21 protein-coding genes are annotated in these 26260 nt (G+C 36.1%); 9 read left to right on the top strand and 12 right to left on the bottom strand.

The genetic code is table 11. The features are described from left to right. Positions 1-80: 80 nt before the first annotated feature. Positions 81-941, bottom strand: a complete 861-nt coding sequence (galU, locus tag CCE82_RS08100; protein ID WP_086428899.1) for a UTP--glucose-1-phosphate uridylyltransferase GalU — start codon at positions 939-941, stop codon at positions 81-83. A gap of 223 nt (positions 942-1164) precedes the next feature. Here galU and CCE82_RS08095 point away from each other — a divergent pair, with 223 nt between their 5' ends. The 4 genes from CCE82_RS08095 (at position 1165) to CCE82_RS08080 (ending at position 5784) form a co-directional block, all read left to right on the top strand. Then, positions 1165-2358 (top strand): MFS transporter, encoded by a 1194-nt coding sequence (locus CCE82_RS08095; protein WP_086428898.1) that lies wholly within the window; start codon positions 1165-1167, stop codon positions 2356-2358. 177 nt (positions 2359-2535) lie between these two features. Next, positions 2536-3495, top strand: a complete 960-nt coding sequence (locus tag CCE82_RS08090) for an extracellular solute-binding protein (RefSeq protein ID WP_420822112.1) — start codon at positions 2536-2538, stop codon at positions 3493-3495. Next, positions 3492-5045, top strand: a complete 1554-nt coding sequence (locus CCE82_RS08085; protein WP_086428896.1) for a sensor histidine kinase — start codon at positions 3492-3494, stop codon at positions 5043-5045. Before CCE82_RS08090 ends, CCE82_RS08085 begins: the two co-directional genes overlap by 4 nt. After that, on the top strand, positions 5038-5784 hold the full coding sequence (locus tag CCE82_RS08080) for a response regulator transcription factor (protein ID WP_086428895.1): 747 nt from the start codon (positions 5038-5040) through the stop codon (positions 5782-5784). The genes CCE82_RS08085 and CCE82_RS08080 overlap by 8 nt, the downstream gene beginning before the upstream one ends. 632 nt (positions 5785-6416) lie before the next feature. Here the strand turns inward: CCE82_RS08080 and uhpT are convergent. Beyond that, entirely contained in the window at positions 6417-7796 is a 1380-nt protein-coding gene (uhpT, locus tag CCE82_RS08075; protein ID WP_086428894.1) for a hexose-6-phosphate:phosphate antiporter, read from the bottom strand. Positions 7797-8064: 268 nt separating this feature from the next. Between uhpT and CCE82_RS08070 the strand changes: the two genes are divergently transcribed. Beyond that, positions 8065-9000 (top strand): ketopantoate reductase family protein, encoded by a 936-nt coding sequence (locus CCE82_RS08070; RefSeq protein ID WP_086428893.1) that lies wholly within the window; start codon positions 8065-8067, stop codon positions 8998-9000. Positions 9001-9495: 495 nt separating this feature from the next. Beyond that, positions 9496-10182, top strand: a complete 687-nt coding sequence (locus tag CCE82_RS08065; RefSeq protein ID WP_086428892.1) for an acetolactate decarboxylase — start codon at positions 9496-9498, stop codon at positions 10180-10182. A gap of 303 nt (positions 10183-10485) precedes the next feature. On the opposite strand, the gene CCE82_RS08060 is transcribed toward CCE82_RS08065, so the two are convergent. The 9 genes from CCE82_RS08060 to CCE82_RS08020 are packed head-to-tail and all read right to left on the bottom strand — an operon-like array spanning position 10486 to position 21094. After that, a complete protein-coding gene (locus CCE82_RS08060; RefSeq protein WP_086428891.1) occupies positions 10486-11325 on the bottom strand; it encodes a class II fructose-bisphosphate aldolase in 840 nt (279 codons plus the stop codon). A gap of 12 nt (positions 11326-11337) precedes the next feature. Further along, positions 11338-12339 carry an inositol 2-dehydrogenase gene (gene iolG / locus CCE82_RS08055; RefSeq protein ID WP_086428890.1) on the bottom strand — a complete coding sequence of 334 codons (1002 nt, stop codon included), beginning with the start codon at positions 12337-12339 and terminating at the stop codon, positions 11338-11340. Next, positions 12340-13944 (bottom strand): solute:sodium symporter family transporter, encoded by a 1605-nt coding sequence (locus tag CCE82_RS08050; protein WP_086428889.1) that lies wholly within the window; start codon positions 13942-13944, stop codon positions 12340-12342. 45 nt (positions 13945-13989) lie between these two features. Continuing rightward, positions 13990-14871: a myo-inosose-2 dehydratase gene (gene iolE, locus CCE82_RS08045; RefSeq protein ID WP_086428888.1), complete on the bottom strand. Its 882-nt coding sequence runs from the start codon at positions 14869-14871 to the stop codon at positions 13990-13992. A 10-nt stretch (positions 14872-14881) separates the two neighbouring features. Next, positions 14882-15901 carry a Gfo/Idh/MocA family protein gene (locus CCE82_RS08040; RefSeq protein WP_086428887.1) on the bottom strand — a complete coding sequence of 340 codons (1020 nt, stop codon included), beginning with the start codon at positions 15899-15901 and terminating at the stop codon, positions 14882-14884. Positions 15902-15914: 13 nt separating this feature from the next. Next, entirely contained in the window at positions 15915-17828 is a 1914-nt protein-coding gene (iolD, locus tag CCE82_RS08035; protein ID WP_086428886.1) for a 3D-(3,5/4)-trihydroxycyclohexane-1,2-dione acylhydrolase (decyclizing), read from the bottom strand. 10 nt (positions 17829-17838) lie between these two features. Beyond that, the gene (gene iolC, locus CCE82_RS08030) at positions 17839-18801 is read right to left on the bottom strand and encodes a 5-dehydro-2-deoxygluconokinase (protein ID WP_086428885.1); all 963 of its coding nucleotides are present in this window, start codon (positions 18799-18801) and stop codon (positions 17839-17841) included. A 12-nt stretch (positions 18802-18813) separates the two neighbouring features. Beyond that, positions 18814-19626 carry a 5-deoxy-glucuronate isomerase gene (gene iolB / locus CCE82_RS08025; protein WP_086428884.1) on the bottom strand — a complete coding sequence of 271 codons (813 nt, stop codon included), beginning with the start codon at positions 19624-19626 and terminating at the stop codon, positions 18814-18816. Between the two features lie 13 nt (positions 19627-19639). Further along, positions 19640-21094: a CoA-acylating methylmalonate-semialdehyde dehydrogenase gene (locus CCE82_RS08020; RefSeq protein ID WP_086428883.1), complete on the bottom strand. Its 1455-nt coding sequence runs from the start codon at positions 21092-21094 to the stop codon at positions 19640-19642. A gap of 202 nt (positions 21095-21296) precedes the next feature. On the opposite strand from CCE82_RS08020, the gene CCE82_RS08015 reads away from it, so the two are divergent. The 3 genes from CCE82_RS08015 (at position 21297) to CCE82_RS08005 (ending at position 24564) form a co-directional block, all read left to right on the top strand. Further along, complete coding sequence (locus CCE82_RS08015) at positions 21297-22055, top strand: DeoR/GlpR family DNA-binding transcription regulator (protein WP_086428882.1); 759 nt, start codon at positions 21297-21299, stop codon at positions 22053-22055. A 331-nt stretch (positions 22056-22386) separates the two neighbouring features. Continuing rightward, positions 22387-23277 (top strand): fructose bisphosphate aldolase, encoded by an 891-nt coding sequence (locus tag CCE82_RS08010; protein WP_086428881.1) that lies wholly within the window; start codon positions 22387-22389, stop codon positions 23275-23277. A 297-nt stretch (positions 23278-23574) separates the two neighbouring features. Continuing rightward, positions 23575-24564: a M23 family metallopeptidase gene (locus CCE82_RS08005; RefSeq protein WP_086428880.1), complete on the top strand. Its 990-nt coding sequence runs from the start codon at positions 23575-23577 to the stop codon at positions 24562-24564. 93 nt (positions 24565-24657) lie between these two features. Here the strand turns inward: CCE82_RS08005 and adcA are convergent, their stop codons facing one another. Beyond that, positions 24658-26256 (bottom strand): zinc ABC transporter substrate-binding lipoprotein AdcA, encoded by a 1599-nt coding sequence (gene adcA / locus CCE82_RS08000; RefSeq protein WP_086428879.1) that lies wholly within the window; start codon positions 26254-26256, stop codon positions 24658-24660. Positions 26257-26260: the final 4 nt, after the last annotated feature.

Raw genomic sequence — 26260 nt, 5'->3', positions numbered from 1 at the left:
TAAAGTCTCATATGAAAACAACACGATAGTCACTTTGAATTATTTTTGCATTATTACAATTTGTGTTTATTTTGTCGTCATTACAATTCTTTTAAAAAGGCACGGATTTCATCAGCCATTTCTGCATCGCGTAAAGCAAATTGAATGGTTGTTTTGACGAAACCTACTTTTTCACCTACATCAAATCGTTCACCCTCAAAACGATAAGCAAATACTTGTTGTGATTGATTCAAACGCTCAATCGCATCCGTCAGTTGAATCTCACCACCCGCGCCTTCTTCTTGATTTTCTAAATAATCGAAAATGTCAGGTGTCAGCACGTAACGGCCCATAATAGCCAAATTAGATGGCGCTGTACCAAATGCAGGCTTTTCTACAAATTGCGTCACTTCATATAAACGATCTTGTTGATTTTTCGGATCAACAATACCGTAACGATGCGTCTCATGTTCAGGCACTTCTTGGACACCGATGACAGATTTGCCTGTTTGTTCATATTCTTCCATGAGCTGTTGAATCGCTGGGGTCTCTGATTCGACAATATCATCACCGAGTAATACGGCAAAAGGTTCGTCTCCGATAAATTGTTTTGCCGTCCAAATCGCATGCCCTAACCCTTTTTGTTCTTTTTGACGGACGTAAAACATATTCGCAAGTTGTGTCGCATGCTGCACCTTTTCCAACAAATCATCTTTACCTTTTTCCGCTAAATTCATTTCGAGCTCGATTTGATTGTCAAAATGATCTTCAATCGCACGTTTATGTTTCCCTGTCACGATAATAATATCTTCAATGCCCGCACGCACCGCTTCTTCAACGATATATTGAATTGTCGGTTTATCTAAAATCGGCAACATCTCTTTCGGCATTGCTTTCGTCGCAGGTAAAAAACGCGTACCTAAACCTGCTGCGGGAATCACTGCTTTCGTTATTTTCTTCATTGTGCGTTCCACCTTACTTTTCTATTTATTTAACACAAAATCAAACTCTACACAGCTTGATGTTTCTATATCATTAAGTCAATGTCGTTATTAGTTTATCATGTCTTTTTTAATAATCATAACGTCCAATGAAATGATTACAAAATTTTATTTCCGAATTTTCTGAATTTAATATTCCTTTTTACCTTCTTTTGCTATATGCTATTGAAAAGGAGGATTTGTTATGCACAATATGATTAAGTTACTTTGCTTCGACACGCTTTCCACTTTTATGTCCTCAATTTTTTCATTTGCATGTAGCTTTTATATTTTGACATTAACCGGTTCTGGCTCCTTGTTCGGAACGTATTTGGGGGCTATTGCGATTATCGAGATACTGGCATTGCCTTTGATCGGCACGTTCATCGACAGAGTGGCTCACAAAAAACTTCTTATGATAGGACAAAGCATCAGTACTGGCATCCTATTATTATTTGCATTTGTCTTTACTGAAAATATACCGATGATTTTTGTCACAATGATCGTGCTTGTCTTCGTCGATATCATTGTGTCATCGATTGTAAGTTCTAATTTGAAACTTATCTCTGGTGACTATTTGGAAAAATTGGTTTCTTATCGTCAAATCGTTACTTCTGCATCTGGTATTTTGTCACCTATTTTGGGTGGATTACTCGTAGCAATGCTGTCAATTAAAAATATCGCGCTCATTAATTCGGCGACTGAGTTTTTATGTTTAATACTGTTGTCACTCCTCACATTTAAACAGGCTGACGTTGTGCAACAGCAACAAACTTTCTCTCAAAATTTTATGGACGGTCTGAAATACATTGCACGTTTTAACAATTTGAAAGCGATAACTGTAACAGCAGCATTCGTCAATTTTCTCGTCACTTCTATTATGATTGGTGTCCCTTTTATGATTTTGCAGCAATTGCACTTATCGTCTAAACATCTCGGCTTGTTCGAAAGTATTTTCAGTGGTTCATTATTAGTCAGTGGTCTCATTTTCTCTATTTTTACGCTTAAAAACCATTATAAACGCTATATTAGTACATCGATAACCATACTTGCTTTTGCATTGATGACATACGGTCTTGCACCTTTATTTCAAAAAATGCCATTGCTCAGTTTCGGTATCATTGCATTCGTCACTATTGTCACTGGCTTTGCCGTCAACCTTAATAACATTCCGCTTCAAATTCTATTACAAAAGGAAGTGGATGAACGCTATAAAACTAGAGTTTTCGCATTATTAGGAAGTCTATCCATGGGGTTGAGACCCGCCGCGCTAGTGTTTTTCGGCTTCGTCATGCCGCTACATACTACGATAGTATTTGTGATCTCTGGCATTGTATTATTATCAGTCTTACTTTATTTTCGAAAGCATTATAGCGAAAATGCCACTATATTTGAATAACTCACATCACAGTCTCCTTGAGTCAAAACAATGACATGAGGAGGCCTTTTTTAATGACAGCGTGACTCTGAAATTCTTTGAGTGCAAATCATAAGAAAGTCATAATATTAATTTTTTTCTCTACAAATTTAATAAATATTGGTAAGATAAATACAATACATGAGATAGGAAAGGGTTATAAGAATGAAAAAATGGTTATGTGGTCTGCTCATCATACTCCTCTTTGGTTGTCAACAAGATACGTCTAACGCTGACGATACATTAACCATTTATTCACCTTATCCGAAACGCTTAATTCAACCTATACTCAAAGACTTTGAACACCAAGAAAATGTAAAAGTGACTGTGATTGAAGATTCGACACAAGTTTTATTATCGAAAATTCATCACACTTCAAAAGCAGCACGCGGAGATGTTTTTGTAGGGGGTGTATTAAGTGAAACGATTGAACACCCAGAAGATTTTGTACCTTATACAGGCGTTGACCATTCGCAGTTTCGCATTTCGTTGTCAGATGAGCCACTCGTGACACCGTTTATGTTAATGCCGACTGTCATCGTTGTGAATACTGACTTACAAGGCGACATCACTATCAATGGCTATATGGACTTGATGCAACCCGCGCTCGATCAAAAGGTTGCCTATTCAAACCCTAAGACGACAACAACAGGGTATCAACATATGCGTGGCTTGTACCACATTCACAATCGTGTTGCAGAGATACATCAATTCCAACAACATGCCGTCCAACTTGCTAAATCATCTGATGTTATCGCACAAGTCGCTAAAGGGCATTATTTTGCTGGACTCAGTTACGAACAAGATGCGCGAACTTGGCTTCAAAAAGGGTACCCATTAAAAGTCATCTATCCGGTTGAAGGCACCGTGCTCAATGTAGATGGTATTGCGTTAGTCAATAACCAACACCCTCACCCGAAAAGAACTGCACTTGTCAATTATTTAACAAGCTATACAGTACAACAACGGTTAGCCCAGCAAGACGGGGTAAAACCGATACGTCGTGATGTCTCAGAAATTAAAGAACCCGGAATCGCTCAATTAAGAGATATTCCAGTCATCCCTGAAACTGCATTGCCACATGAAACTCATCAAAAATTTTTGGAGCGTGTAGAATGAAAACGTATCAACCTTATCGTTATCAATTGCGTCGTTCGCTTTTTATTTCGACAATTTTGCCTGTTTTTCTTGTGATTTTACTTGGACTGGTCAGTTTTTACACTTTATACATTTGGGTGGAGCATCATCATATTCAGCAACATATGAACGAGGCTGAGCATGATTTAACCCATACTGAAAATCAAATTAAAACAACACTTCAAACTGAGAAGCCGAGGTTGCAACAATTAGACTTATCCAATAAAGCTGACGTGACGACGTTCAAACGTTTATTGCTTGAACTTGTACACCAACAGCCTGGTACAGTTTATTATGTTGTCGATAATAACGAAACACCAATTACGAATAATTATGAACATAAAGACGTCCACCAGTTATATTTAATGCATCGACAACAAATACAGCTGTTGCACGAAAAAGTCACGTTATCGTTTTATTTCGCTCAAACACCACATATGGAAGAAATCCACGATCGTTATGGGCATACGACTTTAATTTTAGATCGCTTTGATAATATTTTATATTCGAACTCTGAACATTTTCATGTCGATGATACTTTTCCGCCCCCACCATTCGGCTTTATATCTGAACGGATGAAACTGAATGACAAAGGCGAGCAAATCATTCAATTTAAAGATATGCATGACACGTTAGAAGACGGTCTTAAACTATTGGCCATTATTAGTATTGCTTTCGTACTACTTATGATTTTCGGTTTTATGAATGCTCATCGAATGGCCAGGCGGCAAACACGTGATATCGAACTCATGATAAATCGAATTAATCAGGCACAACGTCGTGAACTGGGCGCTTATGAACCTTTAGGCCAACCGAGTGAACTTGAAGATATCAACACGTATATTTATGAATTAGTCGAATCTAACGAAACATTGATTCATTCAATTGAGCAAACTGAACAGCAATTGCGAAAAATACAATTAAAGGAAATCGAGCGTCAATTTCAACCGCATTTTCTGTTTAATACGATGCAAACAATACAATATTTAATTACATTGTCGCCACGCCAAGCACAAAAAGTCGTGCAACAACTTTCACAAATGTTGCGTTATACGTTACGCGTCAAAACCGACAAAGTACCATTGAAAGAGGAACTCGCTTACATTCAAAAGTATGTCGCCATTCAAAACATCCGCTTCGACAATAGCATTACGTTAAAGATAGAGATGGATCAACGCCTTGAAAGTTATCCAATTCGTAAAATGATGATTCATCCTTTAATTGAAAATGCGATTAAACATGGGCGCGAATCAGAGCCACTCATCATCACGATACGTATCACACAAACAGCAAAGTGCTTACGTATTTTCGTACATGATAACGGTCTAGGAATGACTGCCGAACGTCGCGCACATGTCCGACAAATGTTGCAAGAAAATGTGTTTGATACGTCACATTTAGGGCTGAATCACCTTAACCATAAAGTGCAAATTCAGTATGGGGCACGCGCAAGATTGAGAATTTTTTCAGCATATCAACAAGGGACGCTCATTGCATTTCAACTACCAAGAGAGGAGCATCATGATGTATAAAGTTGTCATTTGTGATGATGAACGCATTATTCGCGAAGGACTAAAACAAGCGATCTCGTGGGAAGACTATCATTTTAATGAAGTATGGCTCGCCAAAGATGGTATCGAAGCATTATCTCTCATTCGTGAACATCAACCTGACCTTGTAATTACAGACATTCGCATGCCACGGATGGATGGGGTTGAATTGTTAGAAGCGATTGCAGACTTGCCATGTCAAAAAATCATCTTATCGAGTTATGATGATTTTGAATATATGCAAGCAGGAATTCATCACCACGTCTTAGATTATTTACTGAAGCCGATTGATCCGGATCAGCTACATCAACGTTTAGCACAATTTGTTCCGCCTGCACACGCACAAAAAGCATCACTTACAACGGCGATACCTGTATTTCAACCATTGATGAAATTAGAGTATCCCGATTATTACGTCAATCATGTCGTGCAACATATCCATCAACATTACGATCAAAAGTGGCAGAGCACTGCGCTAGCGACTGAGCTCGGCGTAAGTGAATCGTATTTAATGCGTATTTTTAAAACACACGTCGGTATTACGATGTTGGATTATTTAAATCGTTATCGCATTTATCAAGCGATGTCGTTGTTACAAAGTGGGGATAAGCATTATGAGATTGCGCATAAAGTAGGCTTTTCTGATTATAAGAGTTTTAGTTATCATTTTAAAAAGTATTTAAAAATGTCACCGCGCGAATACATGAGTTCAAAACAGTAGTTACTATTAAAGTTAAAAGGCATCATTGCGTTTTCAATTTTATCCTCGCTAGCATGGGCGGCGGTACAACTTCAAGAAAACGCAAAAAGGGGACTGAGAAATTAAGCTTTCTCCGTCCCCACCTTTTATGGATATATTACAATTAGTGATGATAAGACAGTCAAAAAAGAGGATGAATGGGCCGTAAAAATTGGACGCTACGGGGTTGTCTCCATTTCATCAACTTGCCCTAAGTGACTGCATTTGATGTAAGATTGCCCAGAAGGCTGAGACTCCCGAGGGAATTAGTGAATATTGCTAGCAGTCACTTCTTTACTCTGATAGTGGCTGCTGTTTATCGCAGTAGCTGTCTGACTTCTCAATGCGTGTGCTTTTGAGAAGTCTAGTCAGCCTTAGCGGGGGCAGTACTACGAAATCTTTGTTTTACATGAGATTTCTGTACTGCTCCCAAAATCCGCCAACGCTACATGTATGTCATCGTTTAATCAAGCGATGGCTAGTTGAGACAAGTCCCCTGGGAACGCGAAGCCATCAGGGTAATCAAATATCACAAATCTTAGGCAGGGCAAGTTAAACAAAATACTGCATACATAGCATCAAAAACATAATCTCCCAGCCCACTCAAATAGATGTTATAGATTTAAACTTCTAATTTTCTTTTCTTCAAAATAAGCAACGATACCAAGTAAAATGATGCCTATAAAGAGTGCGGCATAAAATACGATAAAGACATCCGTCCAACCGCTTAATGTATACCCGAAAACTGTTAACCCATTGCGCTGAGGGTCTGCAATCGCTGCAAGTCCTACTTTCGCCATGGAATCACCAAATAAATATGCAAAAGATCCCGTCATACCATTAGCGACACTAATCGCATTTTTCGGTACAAAACCTGTTAATGCGACACCGATTAATAATTGAGGACCAAAAATAAGTGCGCCAAGTGCTAATAATGAAACGTTAACCATCGTTACACTCGTTGCATTTGTGTAAAAATGAACAACGAATACAATTAAAAACATACACCCTATTGCCACTACTGCGCGACGTCCTTTAAGTAAATCAGAGACGTAACCCCATAATAAACTTGCTATTAATGCACCAATTTCAAAGTAAAAGATCGTATTTACCGCGTCTGCCTTATCAAAGTGTAAGTATTCAGATACGTATAACGGTGCCCAGTTATCAATACCAATTCGCACAATGTAAACAAAAACGTTAGAGACACACAAAATCCAAATGACTGGATTCTTTAAAATATACTTTTTGAAAATCTGCCATTTCGTCATATCTTGCGCGTCTATGTTTTCTTGTTCAACTGGCTCTTCCCATATTTCTTCTGCACGATTCCAACCGAGCTCTTCTGGATCGTCCTTACCGATAAACAATGTCACAATCCCGATAATTAACGCAATGACTGCTGGGAAGATGAACATCCCGATCACGCTACCATGGAAAAAGACATTTGCACCCCACAATGCAAGACCCCCTGCAATCGCACCACCAATATTATGTGATGTATTCCAAAAACCTAAATAGCGGCCTCGCTTCGTACGTGGTGCCCAACGTGAAATTGTCGAATAACTTGCTGGTCCACCGACTGATTGGAAAATACCGTTTAAGCCCCATAATACAATTAATAAGCCCATCACAGAACCAAAATAACTTAAAATAAAGCCCATAATCAGTACAACAATAGCTGATAAAACGAGCAAGAATGAAATAATTTTTTTCGTATTACGACCATCTACAAAATAACCGAGTAATGTTTTCCCTAAACCATATGTAATACTAAATGCCAAACCGATATACCCTAGCTGTAACGTTGTCAACCCGATTTCTTCTTTAAGCAAAGGTTGTGCAGCTTTAAAGTTGTTACGAATCAAGTACATCGCCATATACGCAAAAAACACAACTAAAAAGGCTTGCAAGAAATAACGTAGCCATAATTTACGTTGCGTTGCGAGCGGTATCCCTTTGTTAGGAATTTTTTGAATGTCGAAAAAGTTCATGTCGTTCACCTCTGTCTTCATTTAGCTACACTATAGCACCGTATGTAAGCGCTTAATATCCTAAAAATTATCGTTTTATCCGAATTTCTGAACAAAGGCGATGGATTCAACAATTTAAGCAACACATTTAACTTGATTGTTGCCTATTTTAACTTTTAATTCACTTATGCCGTCATATTACATTGTTGTAAATATATTTCTGTTGACGGATACAAAAATGAAAATTACACTTTAGTTGTAACCATTTTTTATAAGGAGGAATAATTTTATGCAAAAAATTGCTATTGCTGGCGCGGGCGCTATGGGTGGACGTATCGGAAGCCAAATTAAAGAAGCAGGTTATGATGTAACATTGATTGATATGTGGGAAGACCATGTCAATACAATCAATGAAAAAGGTCTTGAAATTCAAACAGAGACAGATACTTATACAATTGAGATTCCTGCAGTTTTGCCACATCAAGTGAACGAAACATTTGATTTAGTCATTATTTTAACTAAGTCGATGCAATCTGAAGACATGTTACGTACACTCTATGACAATAAAGCCATTAATGAAGATACCGCATTATTGTCTATGATGAATGGTTTAGGGCATGACGAACGCCTTTCAAATATCGCACCAAAAACACAAATCTTCTTAGCTGTGACAATGTGGACTGCTGGTTTACGTGGACCAGGTCAATTATTATTAGAAGGCCAAGGATCAATCGAATTCCAACGTGCGGATGGTCATGCAGATGAACGCACAGAACGCATTAACAAAGTGTTCAACGATGCAAAGTTAAATGCTACAATTAGCGATAACGTATTTAAATCTATTTGGAGTAAAGCAACCCTTAACAGTGTTTTAAATCCACTTTGTACTATTCTAGACAAAACAATTAATGAGTTTAGTCAATATGACAAAGCACGTGACATTGTGAAGCCTCTTATTGCTGAGATTGTCGCAGTTGCAGATGCGCGTGGTGTATCATTAAGTGCGGATGCGTTGCTAGAAAAAATTGAAGCTGCTTATCCAAACGAAGCACAAGGTTTACATTACCCTTCAATGCACCAAGATTTATACAACGGACGTTATACTGAAGTGGACTACCTCAACGGACAAATCGCGAAGTATGGTCGTGAGTTAGGCATTGCTACACCAAACAACGAAATGTTAACACATTTGATTCACGAATTAGAAATGAAACATGTCAAATAATCTTTAAACTTTATAACAAGTTAAATGAGGCAAGTATGTTGGCCAAAGATTGTATTTTTTTACCCTAATAGGTCAACATTCTTGCCTTTTATATGTTTTTCAAATATTTTTTACTTTGGCGAATTTGCAAATTTGATACAACCTACGATGAATAAAAACACACGTCGACATATCCTCCTTTTTCCTCATTACGCACCAACTCTCGTGACAAAGTGTATAGAAATATATATAACGAGTTCATTTTTTGACATAAAATAGCGTGATTATAGACATAATGTCCTATTAACAAAAATTTTATGTTATTTTTTCAGAAAATTATGTTGATTTTTTCACTTCACGCGTTTATACTTTTTACATAGCAAGCAACAAAATATATTTTAAAACATTATTCGTTAACGAAGCGCTTTGCTATCTTTGGCAATGGCTGTATAACATTAAAATGGAACGCCTATAGTATTTCATATTGTATAAAGACATGAAAAGGAGGCTGATCCAATGAAAGAATATCGTCATTACATTCATCAAGTAGGCACGATGAAAAGCTTGTTAGAAGGACACCTAGAGAGTGAAGTCACTATTGCTGAACTGTTACGTTATGGTGATTATGGCTTCGGAACATTAAATCATGCAGATGGCGATTTTGTGATTATTGATGGTCAGCCCGTTCATATGAATCAGTTCAGTGAGCATCATGGTTTAAATGGTAGAGAGAAAGTACCTTATGGCGCAGTTTATCGCTATCATGCTCAATTGACTTTTAACATCACAGACATGCACCATACTTATGTATTTGAACGAATTAAACAAAAGTTTGAAAGCAATCAATTGTTTTCTATGACGACGATACAAGGGCGCTTTAGTGACTTACATCTGAGTATTTACGAAAAACAAAAAGTTACCGCATCATCGTCAAAAAGAACACATCCTACTGCTTTAACTCAAGTCGAACGTACAATCAATGAAATCGAAGGCACCCTTTTAGTTTTGTTTACACCCCATGAAATGAGCGGCATTCATCCTCCTGGGTTTAGCGCCTATTTCGTTTCAGAATATCATCATATTGTTGGAAAAGTGATGAGCTTCAACGTCATAGCGGCGCGTGCAGCATTCCAAAGTTTTGACGGATTTTCATTAATCTGTCCAACAGTTGAACCTTTGTTTATTCAATATTTCCCTGAATAGACAATCACCAAGAGTTTGACACCATACAGTGTGACGACGTAAGCGAGTTAATGAGGATAAGTTGCCACCATAATCGATGCAGTGAAAGTATTCAAAAATTAATTCCATCATCTATGTCAGTTTACTTATCTTAAATTAAATGAAGTGTACAGTTTTAGACGTCGACCCTGTAACTGCTACTGTATCCATACCATTTCCAACAAGGTATGATGCAGTGGTAGTTTTTTATGAAAAAGACTGTGTAATTTAATATCAAAATAGCGATGACAACCAGTATGATTTACAAGTTATCATCGCTTATTTTTATGCTTTATTTGCAGAACCACATTTATCAATAATATTCTCTACAGTACTTTGGATTGTCTTGATTGTAGGAGAAAGTATTGCTTTAGGATTAAAGACTTCTTTATCTTCATTAAGTATTGCGCGTAATTTTGAGCTCCACTCAAGATTGATTTCTGTATTAAAATTAATCTTACTATGCCCATACTGAATTGCTTTTCTTAAATCATTATCAGATAGTCCAGAAGCACCATGTAGTACAAGTGGCATTTCTAATTTCTTGTTAAGCTCTTGCATTACATCAAAACCTAATTGTGGTTTACCTTTATATCTTCCATGAACTGATCCGAGAGCCGGAGCCAGACTGTCAATATGCGTTTGTCTCACAATTTCTAGACACTCTGCTATTGAAGCATAGGCAATTTGATGTACCATTTCATCTTCATTACCCCCAATGGCTCCAATTTCACCTTCCGTATTGAGACCTCTTTCATGTGCATATTTAACCACTTTATTAGTGTTAGAAATATTATCATTTAACGGTAATTGCGAACCATCATACATGATAGAATCATAACCTGCATCGATAGCTTGATAGCAGGATTCTACTGAGCTCCCGTGATCTAAATGTACAAAATAGGGTATCGTAATATTTAAACTCTTAGCCTTTAGACGAATCAATTGATTAATAAAATCATAACCACCTAAAAAGTCAATAATTTTATCGGTCGTTCCAAGTATGATAGGTGATTGCTTTTTTTCAGCTGCTAAAAGAATCCCTTCAACCCAAATTAATCCATTAACATTGATTTGAGGAACTGCATAATGTGCTTTATAGGCTTTAGTTAATGCCTCTTTCATATAAGTCCCCCTTTATGAATTGATTTTTACTGGTACACCTTTAATTAATGATTCTTTACATTTTTCAGCAATTTCTTGTGCTTTTAATCCATCCATAATTGAACATGAAACATTTTCATCATTCAAAATCGACTCTATAAAAGCATTCATTTCGATTTCATATGCTTTTTTATAACGTTCTAAAAAGAAGAAAGGCGGATTATCTTGTTTGATACCATCTGCATAAGCAAATGTGAGTGTATTCGTATTTTCATTTCCAGCAGTGATTGAACCTTTATCCCCCAGAACTTCTATACGTTGATCATAACCATAAACGCTTCTTCGACAATTTTCTATAACACATAAAGCACCATTTTCAAAAGTAAGTGTAACGATAGCTGTATCGATATCACCAATTTCTTTAAGTTCTGGATTTACAAGTGCAGCCCCTTTGGCATAAACTTCTACAACTTCTGATTGCATAAGATAACGTGCCATATCAAAATCATGAATAGACATATCCATAAATAGTCCACCTGAATGTTTAACATATTCAATTGGTGGTGGTGCAGGGTCTCTTGATGTAATTCTTAAAGATTGAATTTCCCCAAGTGAACGATCCTTTAAAGCTTTTTGAAGTGTTGAGAAGTTTCGATCAAACCGTCTATTGAAGCCCATCTGTAACTTAACTCCTGCTTTTTCAACACACTTAACTGCTTCTAATGATTCAGATAAAGTTAGGCTGATTGGCTTTTCACAGAAGATGTGCTTCCCTTTTTCACAAGCTGCTTTAATAATATCTACATGTGTATCTGTAGGGGAACAAATAATGACAGCATCAACTTCAGGGTCATTCAAAATATCTTCGTGCTGTTTTGTACTTTTTTCTATACCTTGCTGTTCAATCCAATCTTTGAGTTGTTCACAGTTGATATCCGATACCCATTTGATTCTAATATTCGGATGTTTTCTAAGATAATCGATGTGGAGTTGTCCAATTCTTCCTGCACCGATAACGCCTATTGTTAATTTCATTTAGTTTCCTCCTATTCCTGCTAATACAAGTGGTGAAAAGATTGTATAAGTCACAATTACAATAATGATAATAATGACGCCAACAACATAACGATGTTTCCATGGTGTAATGTCTACTTTTGCGTAATTGGCATCAAAATCAAACGCATTAGAAGGTTTAATTTTGTTAAAGATTAATAAAATCAATAAATCTATAAAGAATAGTACGCTTAATACGTATAAGAAATGAATGTCAGTCAACAATACTTTTGAAAGCGCATACATTGCGATGTGGAAAATAAACATCACTTTGGCACCTTGGTGAGAAGTGCGTTTAGCAAAGAAACCGACTAGAATTAAAACCAATAAAGGCATGTTGTAAACACCGTTAAATTCTTGTACAACAGCGTATAAGCCTTGCGGGAAAAGAGAAATCATCGGTGCAAGAATAACAACAATAATCCCTACTACAACAGTCATAATGCGGCCGACTCTAGAAACTTTCTCGTTAGACGCTTCTTTATTGATAACTGATTTGTAAAAGTCTAATGAGAATAGTGTTGCTGTACTATTTAACGATCCAACAAATGAACTTAAAATTGCACCAAAAATTACTGCTCCAAATAATCCATATGCCCACTCAGGTAAAACTTCATTAACTAACATAGGATATGCATTATCAGGATTGTCGACTTGACTGCCTAACATATTGAAAGCGAGTATTCCTGGAAAAACTAGGAATAACGCACCAAAAATTTTAAACATACCGACATACATTGCGCCTTTTTGAGCCTCTTTTAAGCTTTGACCTGCAAGTGCCTTTTGAACAATCATCTGGTTTGTACACCAGAAGAATAAGTTATTAAAGAACATTCCAAAGAATAAAGTAGGCCAAGGAACAATTTTTGAATCAATAGCACCAATTGAGTTCAATTTTTCAGGTGTATTTTGAACCACTTTATCAAAACCTTGTAAAAAGCTACCGTCTCCAAAAATAATCAGTCCTAAGATAGGTATTGAAAGACCTCCAATAAGCAGTCCGACTCCATAAATCGAGTCACTATGGGCACTCAATGATAGTCCGCCAATAAATAAGTATATAATTCCGACAACACCAATAATTGTAGAGATTAAAATAACGGCTGTTGTGTTGCTAATATTTAAAATGCCACTTACATTAAAAATTTTATTGAATACTAGCGCACCTGAATAAAGTACAACAGGTAAAAATGAAACGACATAAGTAAATATAAATAACATTGATACTAATTTTTTAGTAAACGAATCATAGCGTAATTCAACAAAATCAGATATCGTGTCAATGCCATACCTGAAATATTTAGGTAAGAATACCCATGCTAAAATAACAATAGCTATAGCTGAAGTAACTTCCCATGCCATTACTTCCATCCCAGCTGTAAAACTTTGACCGTTCTGACCAACAATTTGCTCAGTAGATAAGTTTGTCATAATGATAGTTGAAGCAATGGTAAATGCAGTTAAGCTTCTCCCACCCATAAAGAAACCATCAGTATTTTTAGTGTCTATTTTTCTACTTCTTAAAAAGGCATAAAAACCAACTAAAGTAATCACTAAAACAAAAGAAATAATTGAAAATAAACCCATATTTTCCACCCCTTAGAAGCATGTAGCTCCCTAAATATTCAATTTTTATATCGCATTGATATACTCTTTCGCCTTTTTCGCATACAAGAATGGATTAGCAACTGCAGGATCTTGTTCAGCTTCTACTACAATCCATCCAGAATAGTTCGATTCATAAATCATTTCCAAAATCGGTTTAAAATCAATATCACCGTCTCCTGGAACTGTAAATGCACCTTGTTTTACCGCTTCTAAAAATGAAAGATTCTCATTCTTAACTCTCTCAACAATCGGTCCACGCGTGTCTTTAAAATGAATATGATGGATTCTCTCCTTAAATAAATGAAAGATTTCCATAATATCTTCACCAGAAAAATGTAAATGCCCTGTATCATATAACAAAGAAACAAACTTTGGATCAGTTAATTCCATTAATTTCTTTATTTCTTCTGTTGTTTGCACTCCTGTTCCCATATGATGGTGATAAACAATTTTCATGTCATTATCTCGGGCAATTGATCCTAAACGATGCAAACCATCAACTAGCCTTTCCCATTCAATATCATTAAAAATAGGTTTAGATAAAAACAATGGACAAGTGATATCACCTTGGATACTTTTACCTTGCTCTGAGACAACAATGACTCTTGCACCCAATGCTTTTAAAAAGTTCATATGCTTAATAAAAGCTTTTTCGGTTTCTTCGTAAGGTTTTGTAGTCAAATATAAACTTAACCACGCACTTGCTACCGATAGATTTCTTGGCTTTAAATAAGTTTTTAACACTTCTGCATCTTTTGGGTATTTATTACCGATTTCTGTGCCTTCATATCCAGCAAGCGCCATTTCGCTAATACATTGTTCAAAAGAATTTTCTTTCCCTAATTCTGGTAAGTCATCATTTGTCCATGCAATCGGTGCACATGCATATTTAATAAATTGTGTCACTTCTCTCACCTCATAGATAAATTACTTTCTTCTCATCAAATGACTTTTGCATTGCAATTGCTACTTCAGTACTTTTTAATCCGTCTAACCCTGTAACAATGGAATTTTTATCACCTATAATTGCATCAACAAACGCTTGTATTTCAGTGATAAACGCTTCTCTAAAGCGCTCAGGAAAATGATGAGAAGTTGGTCGTACGACACCATTTTGGTCATAAAGTGTAACTAAGTTTTTTTCCGGCGCATTGCCAATTCTTAACATGCCTTTAGTCCCAATCAGTTCAGTTTCAACGTGATAGCCATGCATTGCATTTCTACCTGCTAACAGATATGCAATGACTTCATTTTCTAATTCAGCAAGACAAGCACCTGTTTCAATTTCTGAATACTCTGATAATTTAGGTGCGGCAATATTATTTCCTAATGCATATACAGACTTAAATTCTGAATTAGAAAACCATCTAATTAAATCGATATCATGAATAGACATATCAAGGAAAATACCACCACTAGCTGCATTACTCACAAATGAGATAAACGACTCAAGGCCAGAATTAGGATCGATACCATAACATCTTATAGAGGTTAAATCTCCTAATTCGCCGCTTTCAATCAACGCTTTCGCATATTGGTAAGATGCATCAAACCTTCTCATAAAACCTAATTGAAATACTAAATCTTGTTTTTCTTCAATCTTTTGAACTACATTTTCAATACTTCTCATTTCTAGTCCAATCGGTTTTTCAGAAAATACATGCAATCCTTTATCTAATGCCTGAGTAATTTGCACTGTATGAAATCCACTTGGTGAAACAATAATGACTGCATCTAAATCTTCATTATTTATCATATCTGTATACGAATCATAGCAATGAGGTACCTCAAGAACATTTCGTGCAAAATCCAACTCTTCTTGTACAATTGAAGCTACAGCCCATAATTCAGCATTCGGGATATGATTCACAACATTTTGAGCGTGTACTCTTCCTAAACGTCCCAAACCAACTTGTCCAATTTTAATTGTTGTCATACCGTATCCTCCATCAGTATTTCTTAGCTTTCATCATTTTCTTTCTCTTTTCTTCAAATGCTTTTAAAATTTTTGGATTTTCACTTACCTCAGATACGCCAACATTCCAAAATGATTGATAACCTTTAGTCATCGTTTTAGGTAACGTTTTAATTTCAAATAACGTACTATTATTTTGTGATGCCGCTTCTTTTATCGCACTTTCTAATCCATTTAAATGATTCACTTTATAACCTTTTGCACCATATCCTTCTGCTACTTTTTGATAATCAATATTTAAGACGTCACCATTTGGCATCGAAAATTCAGTACAGAAGCTTTCGCCACCGTTACCCATTTGTAAATTATTAATGCAGGCAAATCCGCTATTATCAAATAGCACTACATTAATCTTTTGGTGGTATTGCAATGCAATTACAAGTTCAGAATGCAACATTAAAAAGCTGCCATCACCAACAAATGCATAAACTTCTTTTTCCGGTTCAGCTAATTTAGCTCCTAATGCACCAGCAATTTCGTAACCCATAGTTGAGTAACCATATTCCATATGATAAGTATTAAACTTCTGAGACTCCCATAACCTTTCCAAATCTCCAGGTAATGATCCTGCAGCAGCAACAATAATTGCATCTTCTTTGATTAAATGATTTAAGTGTATAAGTGCATTTGTTTGTGGAAGTTGAGTATTTAATTGAGATACATACTTTTGAAATTTTTCTTCTTCAAACGCATCTTCTATCTCAGGTTGATACTTATCATGATTTATATCTATACTTGCTAGACGTTGACGCTCTTTTTGCCAACTCATTTTTAACCTTTCAATTTCATTGGCATTATCATGGGATATCCTTTTTAATCCCTCGGCCAACCTTTCGAGCGCACATTTTGCATCACCTAAAACATCTATACCATCTAATTTCAATGCATCACTACGATTAACATTAATATTGATAAACGATGCATTTTCAAAATCAAAAGCTGTTTTCGAACCTGTAGTAAAATCTGAATATCTCGTACCTATACCTATAACAACATCGGCATCCTTAGCAAATTCGTTTGCTGCTAAATTACCAGTAACACCAACACCGCCTAAGTTGAATTTAAAATTCGCCTCTACTGTTGACTTGCCGGCTTGTGTTTCAACAATTCCAATATGATGTTTTTCACTTAACTGTTTAACAATTTCTTGAGCTTCAGAATACTTTGCTCCTCCACCGACAACGAATAAAGGCTTTTCAGCATCATTAATCAACTTGATTGCTTTTTCAACTGAACGTTCGCTAGGCGCTAAACGATCCATATAATGCACTCTCTTTTTAAAAAATGAAACTGGAAAATCATATGACTCACCTTGTACATCTTGACTTAATGCAATGGTTACTGGCCCAGCAGTAGCAGGATTCGTCATGACTTCAAAAGCTCTTAAAAGTGCACTCATAATTTGTTCTGGACGTGTAATACGATCAAAGTACCTTGATACAGGTTTTAAGGCATCATTTGTTGTTACCCCAATACTATACGGCTGCTCTATTTGTTGAAGTACAGGGTCTGGTTGTCTCGTCGCAAAAGTATCTCCAGGCAAAAATAATATAGGTATATGATTCGCTAAAGCTGTCCCTGCAGCAGTCACCAAATTGGCTGAACCCGGACCAACAGAAGTTGTGACAGCATAAATCTTTCTTCTTAGCTTTTGTTTACTAAAAGCTGTTGCAATATGTGCCATTCCCTGTTCATTTTTCCCTTGCATAATATTTAAATTATCTTGATATTGATACAACGCTTCTCCAAGACCTAATACATTACCATGGCCAAAAATATTGATAACACCTTCTACAAACCGAGATTCTTTGCCATCTACTGATATATATTGCTGTGTTAAAAATTTAACAATTGCTTCACCTGTTGTAAGTTGAATTGTGTTCGACATCTTAACACTCCTAACTTTGCTCTTGAATAAGCGCTTCTATTTTCTCAATTGTTGGCATCGCTTCACTTGAACTGTGACTACTCACCACTATTGCTGCAGAGGCCGCACCATACTGTAAAGCGGTCTGAATATCTTGTGTCTTAATTAATCCATATAAAAATGCTGCTGCATAAGAATCTCCAGCTCCAAAAGTTTTTAGAACATTAGCTTTATATGCTTGACCTGTATAGTATTCACCCGTACTTGTATAAGCATTAGAACCTTGTACCCCATGTTTAATTACAACCAATTCAGCCTTGCTATTCTTAAAAATTGTCTCGCTAATTTCGGCATCTGATAAAGGTTGAAATGCATTTATTTTGTCAAATTCATCGCGAGTACCAATGACGATATCCACTTGATGAACAAATAATTCATAATAAAGTGATGTTTCTTCTTCATTTCTCCATGAATAAGGTCTATAATCTAACTCAAAAATCGTCTTCACTTGATATTTTTTAGCGATAAGTAAAGATTTAATAACAGCTTCACGTGAAGGAGACTGTGATAAAGCAACACCAGAAATCAATAAATATTGGCTATTTTTAATATAATTTTCATCGACATTTTCTGGTTTCAAGTTAAGGTCTGCTACATTTTCTCTATACATCAAGATATTGGACTCTTCAGGGCTCAATATTTCAGTGAATGTCAATCCGGATTTATGTCCGTCCTTATCAATAGAAATTTGTGACGTGTCTACCCCAACTTCTTGTAGATAATTAGTAATAAAACGCCCATGCTGATCATCTGACACGTTGGCAATTAATCCTACGTTGAGACCTAACTTTGATGCGCCTATGACAATGTTTGTTGGAGAACCTCCTACATACTTGCTAAAGGTTTTTGTTTCTTCCATTGGTCTATTGATTTCAACAGAATTGAGATCAATGGCAGCACGACCAATCGCAACAATATGCTTCTTCTCGCTCATGTTACTTTCCTCCTAATCTCTATCGATAATCCATTCATGTTCTTTTGCATTATTAAACTTCCAAACTTTCGTAGGACCCGCCATTACATTCAAGTAATAACTGTCATATCCATCAGGCACACCTACCGGATGATAACCTTTGGGAACCACTACTAAATCTCTGTTTTCAACGGTCATTGTTTCATCTATACTTCTGTCATCGGTATAGACACGTTGGAATACAAATCCTTGTTTAGGATTCATTTCGTGATAATAAACCTCTTCAAGAAGTGATTCATGTGGCAAATTATCAATATCATGTTTATGTGGTGGGTAACTCGACCAATTTCCTTGATTCGTATACACCTCAACAACTAATAAGTTCTCACTTGCTTCATGAGAGTCAGGTAAAATGTTGTGAACATGTCTTTGATTGGCATATTTACCACGATCTTCTACAGTATTATCTTCTGCTTTAATTAATTGTGTCGGTCTTTGTACACTACATTTTGAAAAGCATAATATGATTGTTGCATGATCAATCGCTGTGATTGACACACTTCTTTCACTTGAGGCATAAACACTATCAGTCGGTACTTTATCGAAAGCAGAATCTCTGCGCCCTAAATTCTCGAAATTTTGATTATCAACTTTAATATTCGCTTTTCCTGTATGAACAACGACACAGACTTCAAGCTGATGGGTTTCAAAAAGATACTCCGTTCCTGCTGAAATATCAATCACTTCAAATCCAATGTACGCTAAACCTAAATCATCCATTTTATATTGGTGAATGAACGATATTCCGCCATCTGTCTGTTTTGCCTTTTTTAGTAAGTAAGACATTGATGCGCCTCCTTTAGAATCTTGGTTCACCATTTCGTGCTGTAACAACTTTTCGATGTGTATAGAATTCAACACTATCTTTACCATTACAATGCAATGAGCCAAAGAATGAAGATTTCCAACCAGAGAAAGGGAAAATTGCCATAGGCGCAGGAACGCCTAAATTGATTCCTAACATTCCTGCATCAATATTTTCTCTAAAATATCTGATTGAAGAAGCACTATCTGTAAATAGGCATGCACCATTAGCAAATTCAGATTGATTTGCTAATTGGATTCCTTCTTTTAAAGACTTAACTTTAACAAGTGACAGAACAGGAGCGAATATTTCATCTTTCCAAATCGTCATATCTGTTGTAATATTTTCAAAAATAGTAGGTTTAACAAAATAACCCTCTTCTTTGTTATTTTCTCTACCATCTAATATAAGCGTAGCCCCTTCTTCAACCCCTATATCTACATACTTTAATGTTCTAACTTTATTTTCTTCTCTAATGACAGGACCTAAAAATACGTTATCTTCAATACCATTACCTATAACAATATCTTTAGCCGCCTGTACAAGCTTTTCTTTAAACGTGTCATAAACACCTTCTTGTACTGCTACAACTGCCGCTGCCATACATCTTTCACCTGCAGAACCGAAAGCTGCACCAATAACATCTTTAACGGCGCTATCGATATCTGCGTCATCTAGAATAATCGTATGGTTTTTAGCACCTGTTAAACACTGAACTCTTTTTAAGTTTTTCGTACCTTTTCTATATACAATTTCACCAACAGTTTTTGATCCAACAAACGATATCGCTTTAATATTATCGTTTTCACAAATGCCGTTCACAACATCCACTGTGCCATGTACAACATTGAATACACCATCAGGTAAGCCCGCTTCTTCTAATAATTCAACCAACTTATTGACTAACAAGGGTGTTCGTTCAGAAGGTTTAATAATAAATGTATTCCCTAAAGCAATAGCCATTGGAAACATCCAACAAGGCACCATCATTGGAAAATTAAACGGTGTGATACCGCCTACAACACCTACTGGATATTTATAGCTTGTTCCTTCAATATTTGTAGCAATACTTGATAATGAATCCCCCATCATTAAAGTTGGTGCTGCACATGCAAATTCAACATTTTCAATACCACGTTGTACTTCTCCAAGTGCTTCTTGAGTGTTTTTACCATTTTCCTTAGTGATGATATTCGCTAATAACGCTTTATTTTCAATGAGAAGCTGTTGAAACTTGAATAAAATACGTGCCCTTTTAGGAACAGCGACCTCTTTCCATTTCAAAAATGCTTCTTGTGCAACTTTTGCTGCTTCATCTAACTCTTCTCTAGTTGAAATAGGTACGTAAGCAATAACTTCTTTTGTTGCCGGATTAAGTACTTCAATCTTCTCTTCGGATTTTGATTCGACCCACTTGCCACCAATATAATTTTTTAAAAGTTCAGCCATAAACTTTACCTCCTTCATTGGTAAGCGCTTACATCTCAGCGCAAAAATTAAGTATATGAGCAACTTTTGATTATATGTTGGTCATATATTGATTTTAATTCTATATTAGTCATAATTATCTGTCAACTTATTGGTTAACTTTTGTTTACAGATTGTTATTCTTTCAATTTTTGGGTATATTCATATTAATGGAGGAATTGTTATGAAAGCCAAACGTATTTTTGAAATTGAACATTTCATACACGATAGAAATGCCGTTACTCTAGAGGAACTCAGTAAACATTTTAATGTTTCAATTAACACAATTAGACGAGATATAAATCAATTGGCAAAAATGAATAAAGTTAAGAAGGTTTATGGTGGTGTCGAATCTTTAAATATCTCTTACTCAAGTGCAACAGACTTTAATGATCGTAATATTGAACATTCAGAAGAAAAAAAGTATGTAGGAAAATTAGCAGCACAAAAACTAGTTGCTGGTGATGTTATTTATATTGATACTGGTACGACTACAATGCATATTCTTGATTATGTCGATAAGAGTTTACCATTAACGGTTATTACTAACAGTCTAGATGTTATTAATAAGGCCTCGCAATTTGATAATATTGATCTGTTTATTATAGGTGAGCAATTTAAAAAAACAACTCGATCTTTTATAGGTGTCGATAGCCACTCTTTATTAAATAAGATTAATATCCAAAAAGCTTTTATGGCAGCAACAGGTATCAATGTAACAAATGGACTTAGTAATTCAGAGGTAGAAGAAAACTATATCAAGCAAGTTGTAATGAAGAAAAGTAAACAAAAATTTGTTTGTGTAGATTCCAGTAAGATGAATAAAAGTACTCTATTAACTTATGCACCATTAGAAAGTGTTCATGCAATCATTACAGACCAACCATTACCCGAGAATATTTCTGACTTCGTGAAAAAACATGACATCGAGGTTAATTATTAGTTTTATTCAAGACTATCAATGATAAGCGGGATTGAAATTTATAAGCGCTCTACTACTAGATTTCATTCTCCTGCTTTTCAATGATGGCTATAAAACTTTCTACCAATTCCACACATTTTAAAACACTTTTCACCTCTCTATAAAAATCACTTCACTTCCTGTCACCACGTTAAGAAATGTTCACTTTATAGACACAATATGATAATGCCTTTCATTACGCTTGTTTATCACGATTTTTTCAATTTTTAGGCTTTCCGTTTTATTTGAATCTATCATTATAATTCGTCATACTAGACGTATAATAATATAGTTTTGAGGAGTGAAAGTCACTATGAATCAAGAACAATTTGATAAAATTAAAAATGGAAATGGCTTTATCGCAGCCCTAGACCAAAGTGGTGGTAGTACACCTAAAGCGTTACTTGGCTACGGTATTTCAGAAGATCAATACACAAATGACGACGAAATGTTCCAACTCGTTCATGACATGCGTACGCGTATTGTAACTTCTCCATCATTTTCTGCAGATAAAGTGCTTGGCGCGATTTTATTCGAACAAACAATGGATCGTGAAGTTGAAGGCAAGCACACTGGCGAATATTTAGCTGAAAAAGGTATTGTGCCTTTCTTAAAAGTAGATAAAGGCTTAGAAGATAAAGAAAACGGTGTCCAACTCATGAAACCTATTCCTGAGTTAGATAGTTTATTAGACCGTGCAAACGAACATAAAATTTTCGGTACAAAAATGCGTTCTAACATTTTAGAATTCAATAAAGAAGGTATCGATGCAGTGGTTGAACAACAATTCGACATTGCGCGTCAAATCATCGCAAAAGGCCTTGTACCTATTATCGAGCCAGAAGTGAATATTGATGCAGAACAAAAAGCTGAAATTGAAGCATATTTAGCCGAATCAATTCAAAAACATCTAGACAAACTTGGTTCTGAAGACTATGTTATGTTAAAAATTACAATTCCAACTCAAAAAAATCAATACCAATCATTAATCAACCATCCAAATGTCGTACGTGTTGTTGCATTATCAGGTGGTTACAGCCTTGAAAAAGCCAATGAATTCTTAAAAACAAATCACGGCTTAATCGCAAGTTTCTCACGTGCATTAATTAATGACTTACGCGTGAGCCAATCTGACGAAGAATTTGATCGTTTATTAGGTCAAACGATTGATGCGATTTACGATGCGTCAGTCAACAAAATCTAAGTCGTATGACACGCTAATTTTTAATTATTAAAATCAAAGTATGGATAGCGCTTATTTTACTTACATTGTGAAATCAAGACGTTATCCATACTTTTTATTATTTTACAAACAGACTACAATTCAATATATTCCAAAATTCATTTTTTAACCTTTCACGCCTTCTCCCATCATCTTTTTGGTATATTACATCATTTTTGAAAGATTACTACCGTGTTAAATTCATTTTACACCTCTTCCTTTCATTTTTAGAATCTGATACAGTTACTTGCAGATCAATTACAGGAGGATGTTTTTAAGATGAAAAAATGGATAAGCATTTCTACTTTGGCAATTTCAGCAGGTATTTTGGGAGCTGCGGGTCACACTGCAGATGCTGCTGAACAACCACAAACTAAGCAAGCTGTACCATCTCAATCAACGCAAGACATTTTCTCATATGGTTATATCACTGAAGATGCACAAGGTAACTTCCATCATACACTCGATGGCAAATGGGACCAAAGCATGTTTGACAATAAAGCATACTATTTCACACGTATCGATCACGCGGGACATATTCACTACTATTATTTCCCAATTCAATACATTCAACAAGGGGCATACGATGACAATGATTACACGCCTAGTCAAAGTCATGACAGTGTACAACAACATGGCTATGCACCTCAAAACAATACAAATCAAGCAGCGCCATATTCATATCATCAACAACCTAACTTAGCTTCTAACTCAAACAATCAGGCGACAAGCGGACAAAACGATGCTACTTCATCACAACGAGTAAACGGTACATCTCAGTCAAATTCATCTCAATCACCACAACAAGTCCAAGCACCTCAAATCGAGCAGACGTCACAATCCGCTTCATCACAACAAAGTTCAGGCCGTGCAGAATCTGCTGACTGGTTAACAAGCCATCAACAATTACAACCATACGGTCAATATCACGGTGGTGGCGCGCACTATGGTGTCGACTATGCGATGGATGAAAATACACCTGTTTACTCATTAACAGATGGTAAAGTGATTCAAAGTGGTTGGAGCAATTATGGTGGCGGCAACCAAGTCACAATTCAAGAAGCTAACAGTAATAAATATCAATGGTATATGCATATGAATCAACTTAACGTTAAAGCGGGCGATCAAGTCAAAGCCGGCGACCAAATTGGTTTGTCTGGTAGTACAGGTAACTCAACAGCACCTCACCTCCACTTCCAACGTATGGATGGCGGCATTGGTAATCAATATGCAGTAGATCCAACAAGCTACCTTAACCAAAAATCATAAAATGTAATAATATTGGAGAAACCGTTCAAACCACCTCAAAACGCAAAAAACCGGAAGAGATACATGTCTCGTCCGGTTTTTTGATTAGGCATATTAATGCGCTAACATTTCATCTTTTACTTCTTCTTTTGAAAGATGAGCTGGATAGTACGTTGGCCAGTTTTCTAATTCTTTCAATACTTTGTCACGGTCATTTCCTGTAAAGATATGGAAATGTCCTGTTTTCGTAGGTGCAATATTATGATCGCTAAATTGTACATATTTCGGTAAACCTTCTGATGCGTCACCTTCAAGTTTGAATGTATAACGGACGCCACGATTGCCACCATCATATTTCAAAATGTCTTTACCATCATAAGTGTACGTACCTGTCATAGACTTACCATTTTTCGTAAACGTAATTTGATTGTCTGTAATTTTAATCTTTTCTACATCCGTTTTGTAACCTTTGTCATAATAAGCTTTGTATTCTTTTGCAGATTTGTCACCTTTGTCTTCTGCTTTATGTTCGAACACTTCATCCAGTGTGCCGTCTTTCAATAATGGGTAAACAGATTGCCATTCACCAGCATAATCTGATAATTCACGGTCTTTCACTTGGTCATCTTTGAAGTAGCCGTCTTGGATTGCTTTGCTGTGTTTGTTCGCCGCTTTATCATCTTCAACTTTAATTTTGTCGTTGAGTGCTTTTTCGATGCTTTTCACATTCTCTTTCATTAATGATTGATATGTGGCATCTTTCGCTTGGTCTTTTGATACAGCTTCCATATTATTGAATTTCAATGGTTGTGCATCTGTTTCTTTACGAATCGTATCTGTCACTTTATTTGCGACGTTTTCTTCATAAAGAATATATTTTGCGCCCGTATCATTAATTTCTTTCACAATTTCAGTCAGTTCTTTTTGTGATGGGTCTTCAGCGTTTAAGCTTTGAATCCCTTTTTGAACGAAACCATAACGGTCAGCTAAGTAACCTAATGATTCATGTGAAATAAATACCGCATGACCTTGGTGATCTTTTGTCACATCTTTTAAATCTTTATCAATGCTATCTAAGTCTTTTAATACTTTGTCTGCATTTTTTTCATATTCTGCTTTATGTTTTGGATCACGTTTACTTAAGTCATCACGAATTGCTGTAACGAACTTTTTGTCCATTTGCGGGTCTAACCATACATGTGGGTCATAACCGCCATGATGGTGGTGCTCATGTTCTTCATGTGCTTCTCCATGCTCGTGTCCCTCTTCACCATGTTCGTCATGGTCACCGTGCTCATCATGGTCGCCATGCTCTTCATGTTCACCATGTTCATGTTGATCTGTTAATAATGTTGCTTTATCTAAACTACCTTCTAATGATAGCTTATGATCATCTTTTTTAATCGCGCCTGCTACTTTTTTCGCTACAGGATCTAAATCATCGCCAGTGTAAATGAACAAATCTGATTTGCTCGCATCGATAATATCTTTTTGTGTAGGTTCAAAACTATGTAAGTCTGCCCCTGTAGGATAAATCGAATTGACTTCTACATGTTCGCCACCAATTTGTTTCACAAAAGATTGTAGTGGGAACACTGTCGTTGTCACTTTAAGCTGATCTTTTGATGCTTTGTCGTCCCCATCTTGGCCACATGCCGCGAGAATAGTTCCTGATAAAAGTACTGTCGCCAATACTTTAAAACCTTTTTTCATAATG

This window comes from Staphylococcus cornubiensis (assembly GCF_900183575.1).
Lineage (GTDB): Bacteria > Bacillota > Bacilli > Staphylococcales > Staphylococcaceae > Staphylococcus > Staphylococcus cornubiensis.
The sequence above is the reverse complement of the archived record's forward strand: the minus strand, read 5'-3'. Positions and strand labels throughout refer to the sequence as shown.

Coding starts and splice junctions, on each gene's coding strand:
- galU (WP_086428899.1), bottom strand. CDS start 941: ATGAAGAAAATAACGAAAGCAGTGATTCCCGCAGCAGGTTTAGGTACG.
- CCE82_RS08095 (WP_086428898.1), top strand. CDS start 1,165: ATGCACAATATGATTAAGTTACTTTGCTTCGACACGCTTTCCACTTTT.
- CCE82_RS08085 (WP_086428896.1), top strand. CDS start 3,492: ATGAAAACGTATCAACCTTATCGTTATCAATTGCGTCGTTCGCTTTTT.
- CCE82_RS08080 (WP_086428895.1), top strand. CDS start 5,038: ATGTATAAAGTTGTCATTTGTGATGATGAACGCATTATTCGCGAAGGA.
- uhpT (WP_086428894.1), bottom strand. CDS start 7,796: ATGAACTTTTTCGACATTCAAAAAATTCCTAACAAAGGGATACCGCTC.
- CCE82_RS08070 (WP_086428893.1), top strand. CDS start 8,065: ATGCAAAAAATTGCTATTGCTGGCGCGGGCGCTATGGGTGGACGTATC.
- CCE82_RS08065 (WP_086428892.1), top strand. CDS start 9,496: ATGAAAGAATATCGTCATTACATTCATCAAGTAGGCACGATGAAAAGC.
- CCE82_RS08060 (WP_086428891.1), bottom strand. CDS start 11,325: ATGAAAGAGGCATTAACTAAAGCCTATAAAGCACATTATGCAGTTCCT.
- iolG (WP_086428890.1), bottom strand. CDS start 12,339: ATGAAATTAACAATAGGCGTTATCGGTGCAGGAAGAATTGGACAACTC.
- CCE82_RS08050 (WP_086428889.1), bottom strand. CDS start 13,944: ATGGGTTTATTTTCAATTATTTCTTTTGTTTTAGTGATTACTTTAGTT.
- CCE82_RS08040 (WP_086428887.1), bottom strand. CDS start 15,901: ATGACAACAATTAAAATTGGACAAGTTGGTTTGGGACGTTTAGGAAGA.
- iolD (WP_086428886.1), bottom strand. CDS start 17,828: ATGTCGAACACAATTCAACTTACAACAGGTGAAGCAATTGTTAAATTT.
- iolC (WP_086428885.1), bottom strand. CDS start 18,801: ATGAGCGAGAAGAAGCATATTGTTGCGATTGGTCGTGCTGCCATTGAT.
- iolB (WP_086428884.1), bottom strand. CDS start 19,626: ATGTCTTACTTACTAAAAAAGGCAAAACAGACAGATGGCGGAATATCG.
- CCE82_RS08020 (WP_086428883.1), bottom strand. CDS start 21,094: ATGGCTGAACTTTTAAAAAATTATATTGGTGGCAAGTGGGTCGAATCA.
- CCE82_RS08015 (WP_086428882.1), top strand. CDS start 21,297: ATGAAAGCCAAACGTATTTTTGAAATTGAACATTTCATACACGATAGA.
- CCE82_RS08010 (WP_086428881.1), top strand. CDS start 22,387: ATGAATCAAGAACAATTTGATAAAATTAAAAATGGAAATGGCTTTATC.
- CCE82_RS08005 (WP_086428880.1), top strand. CDS start 23,575: ATGAAAAAATGGATAAGCATTTCTACTTTGGCAATTTCAGCAGGTATT.
- adcA (WP_086428879.1), bottom strand. CDS start 26,256: ATGAAAAAAGGTTTTAAAGTATTGGCGACAGTACTTTTATCAGGAACT.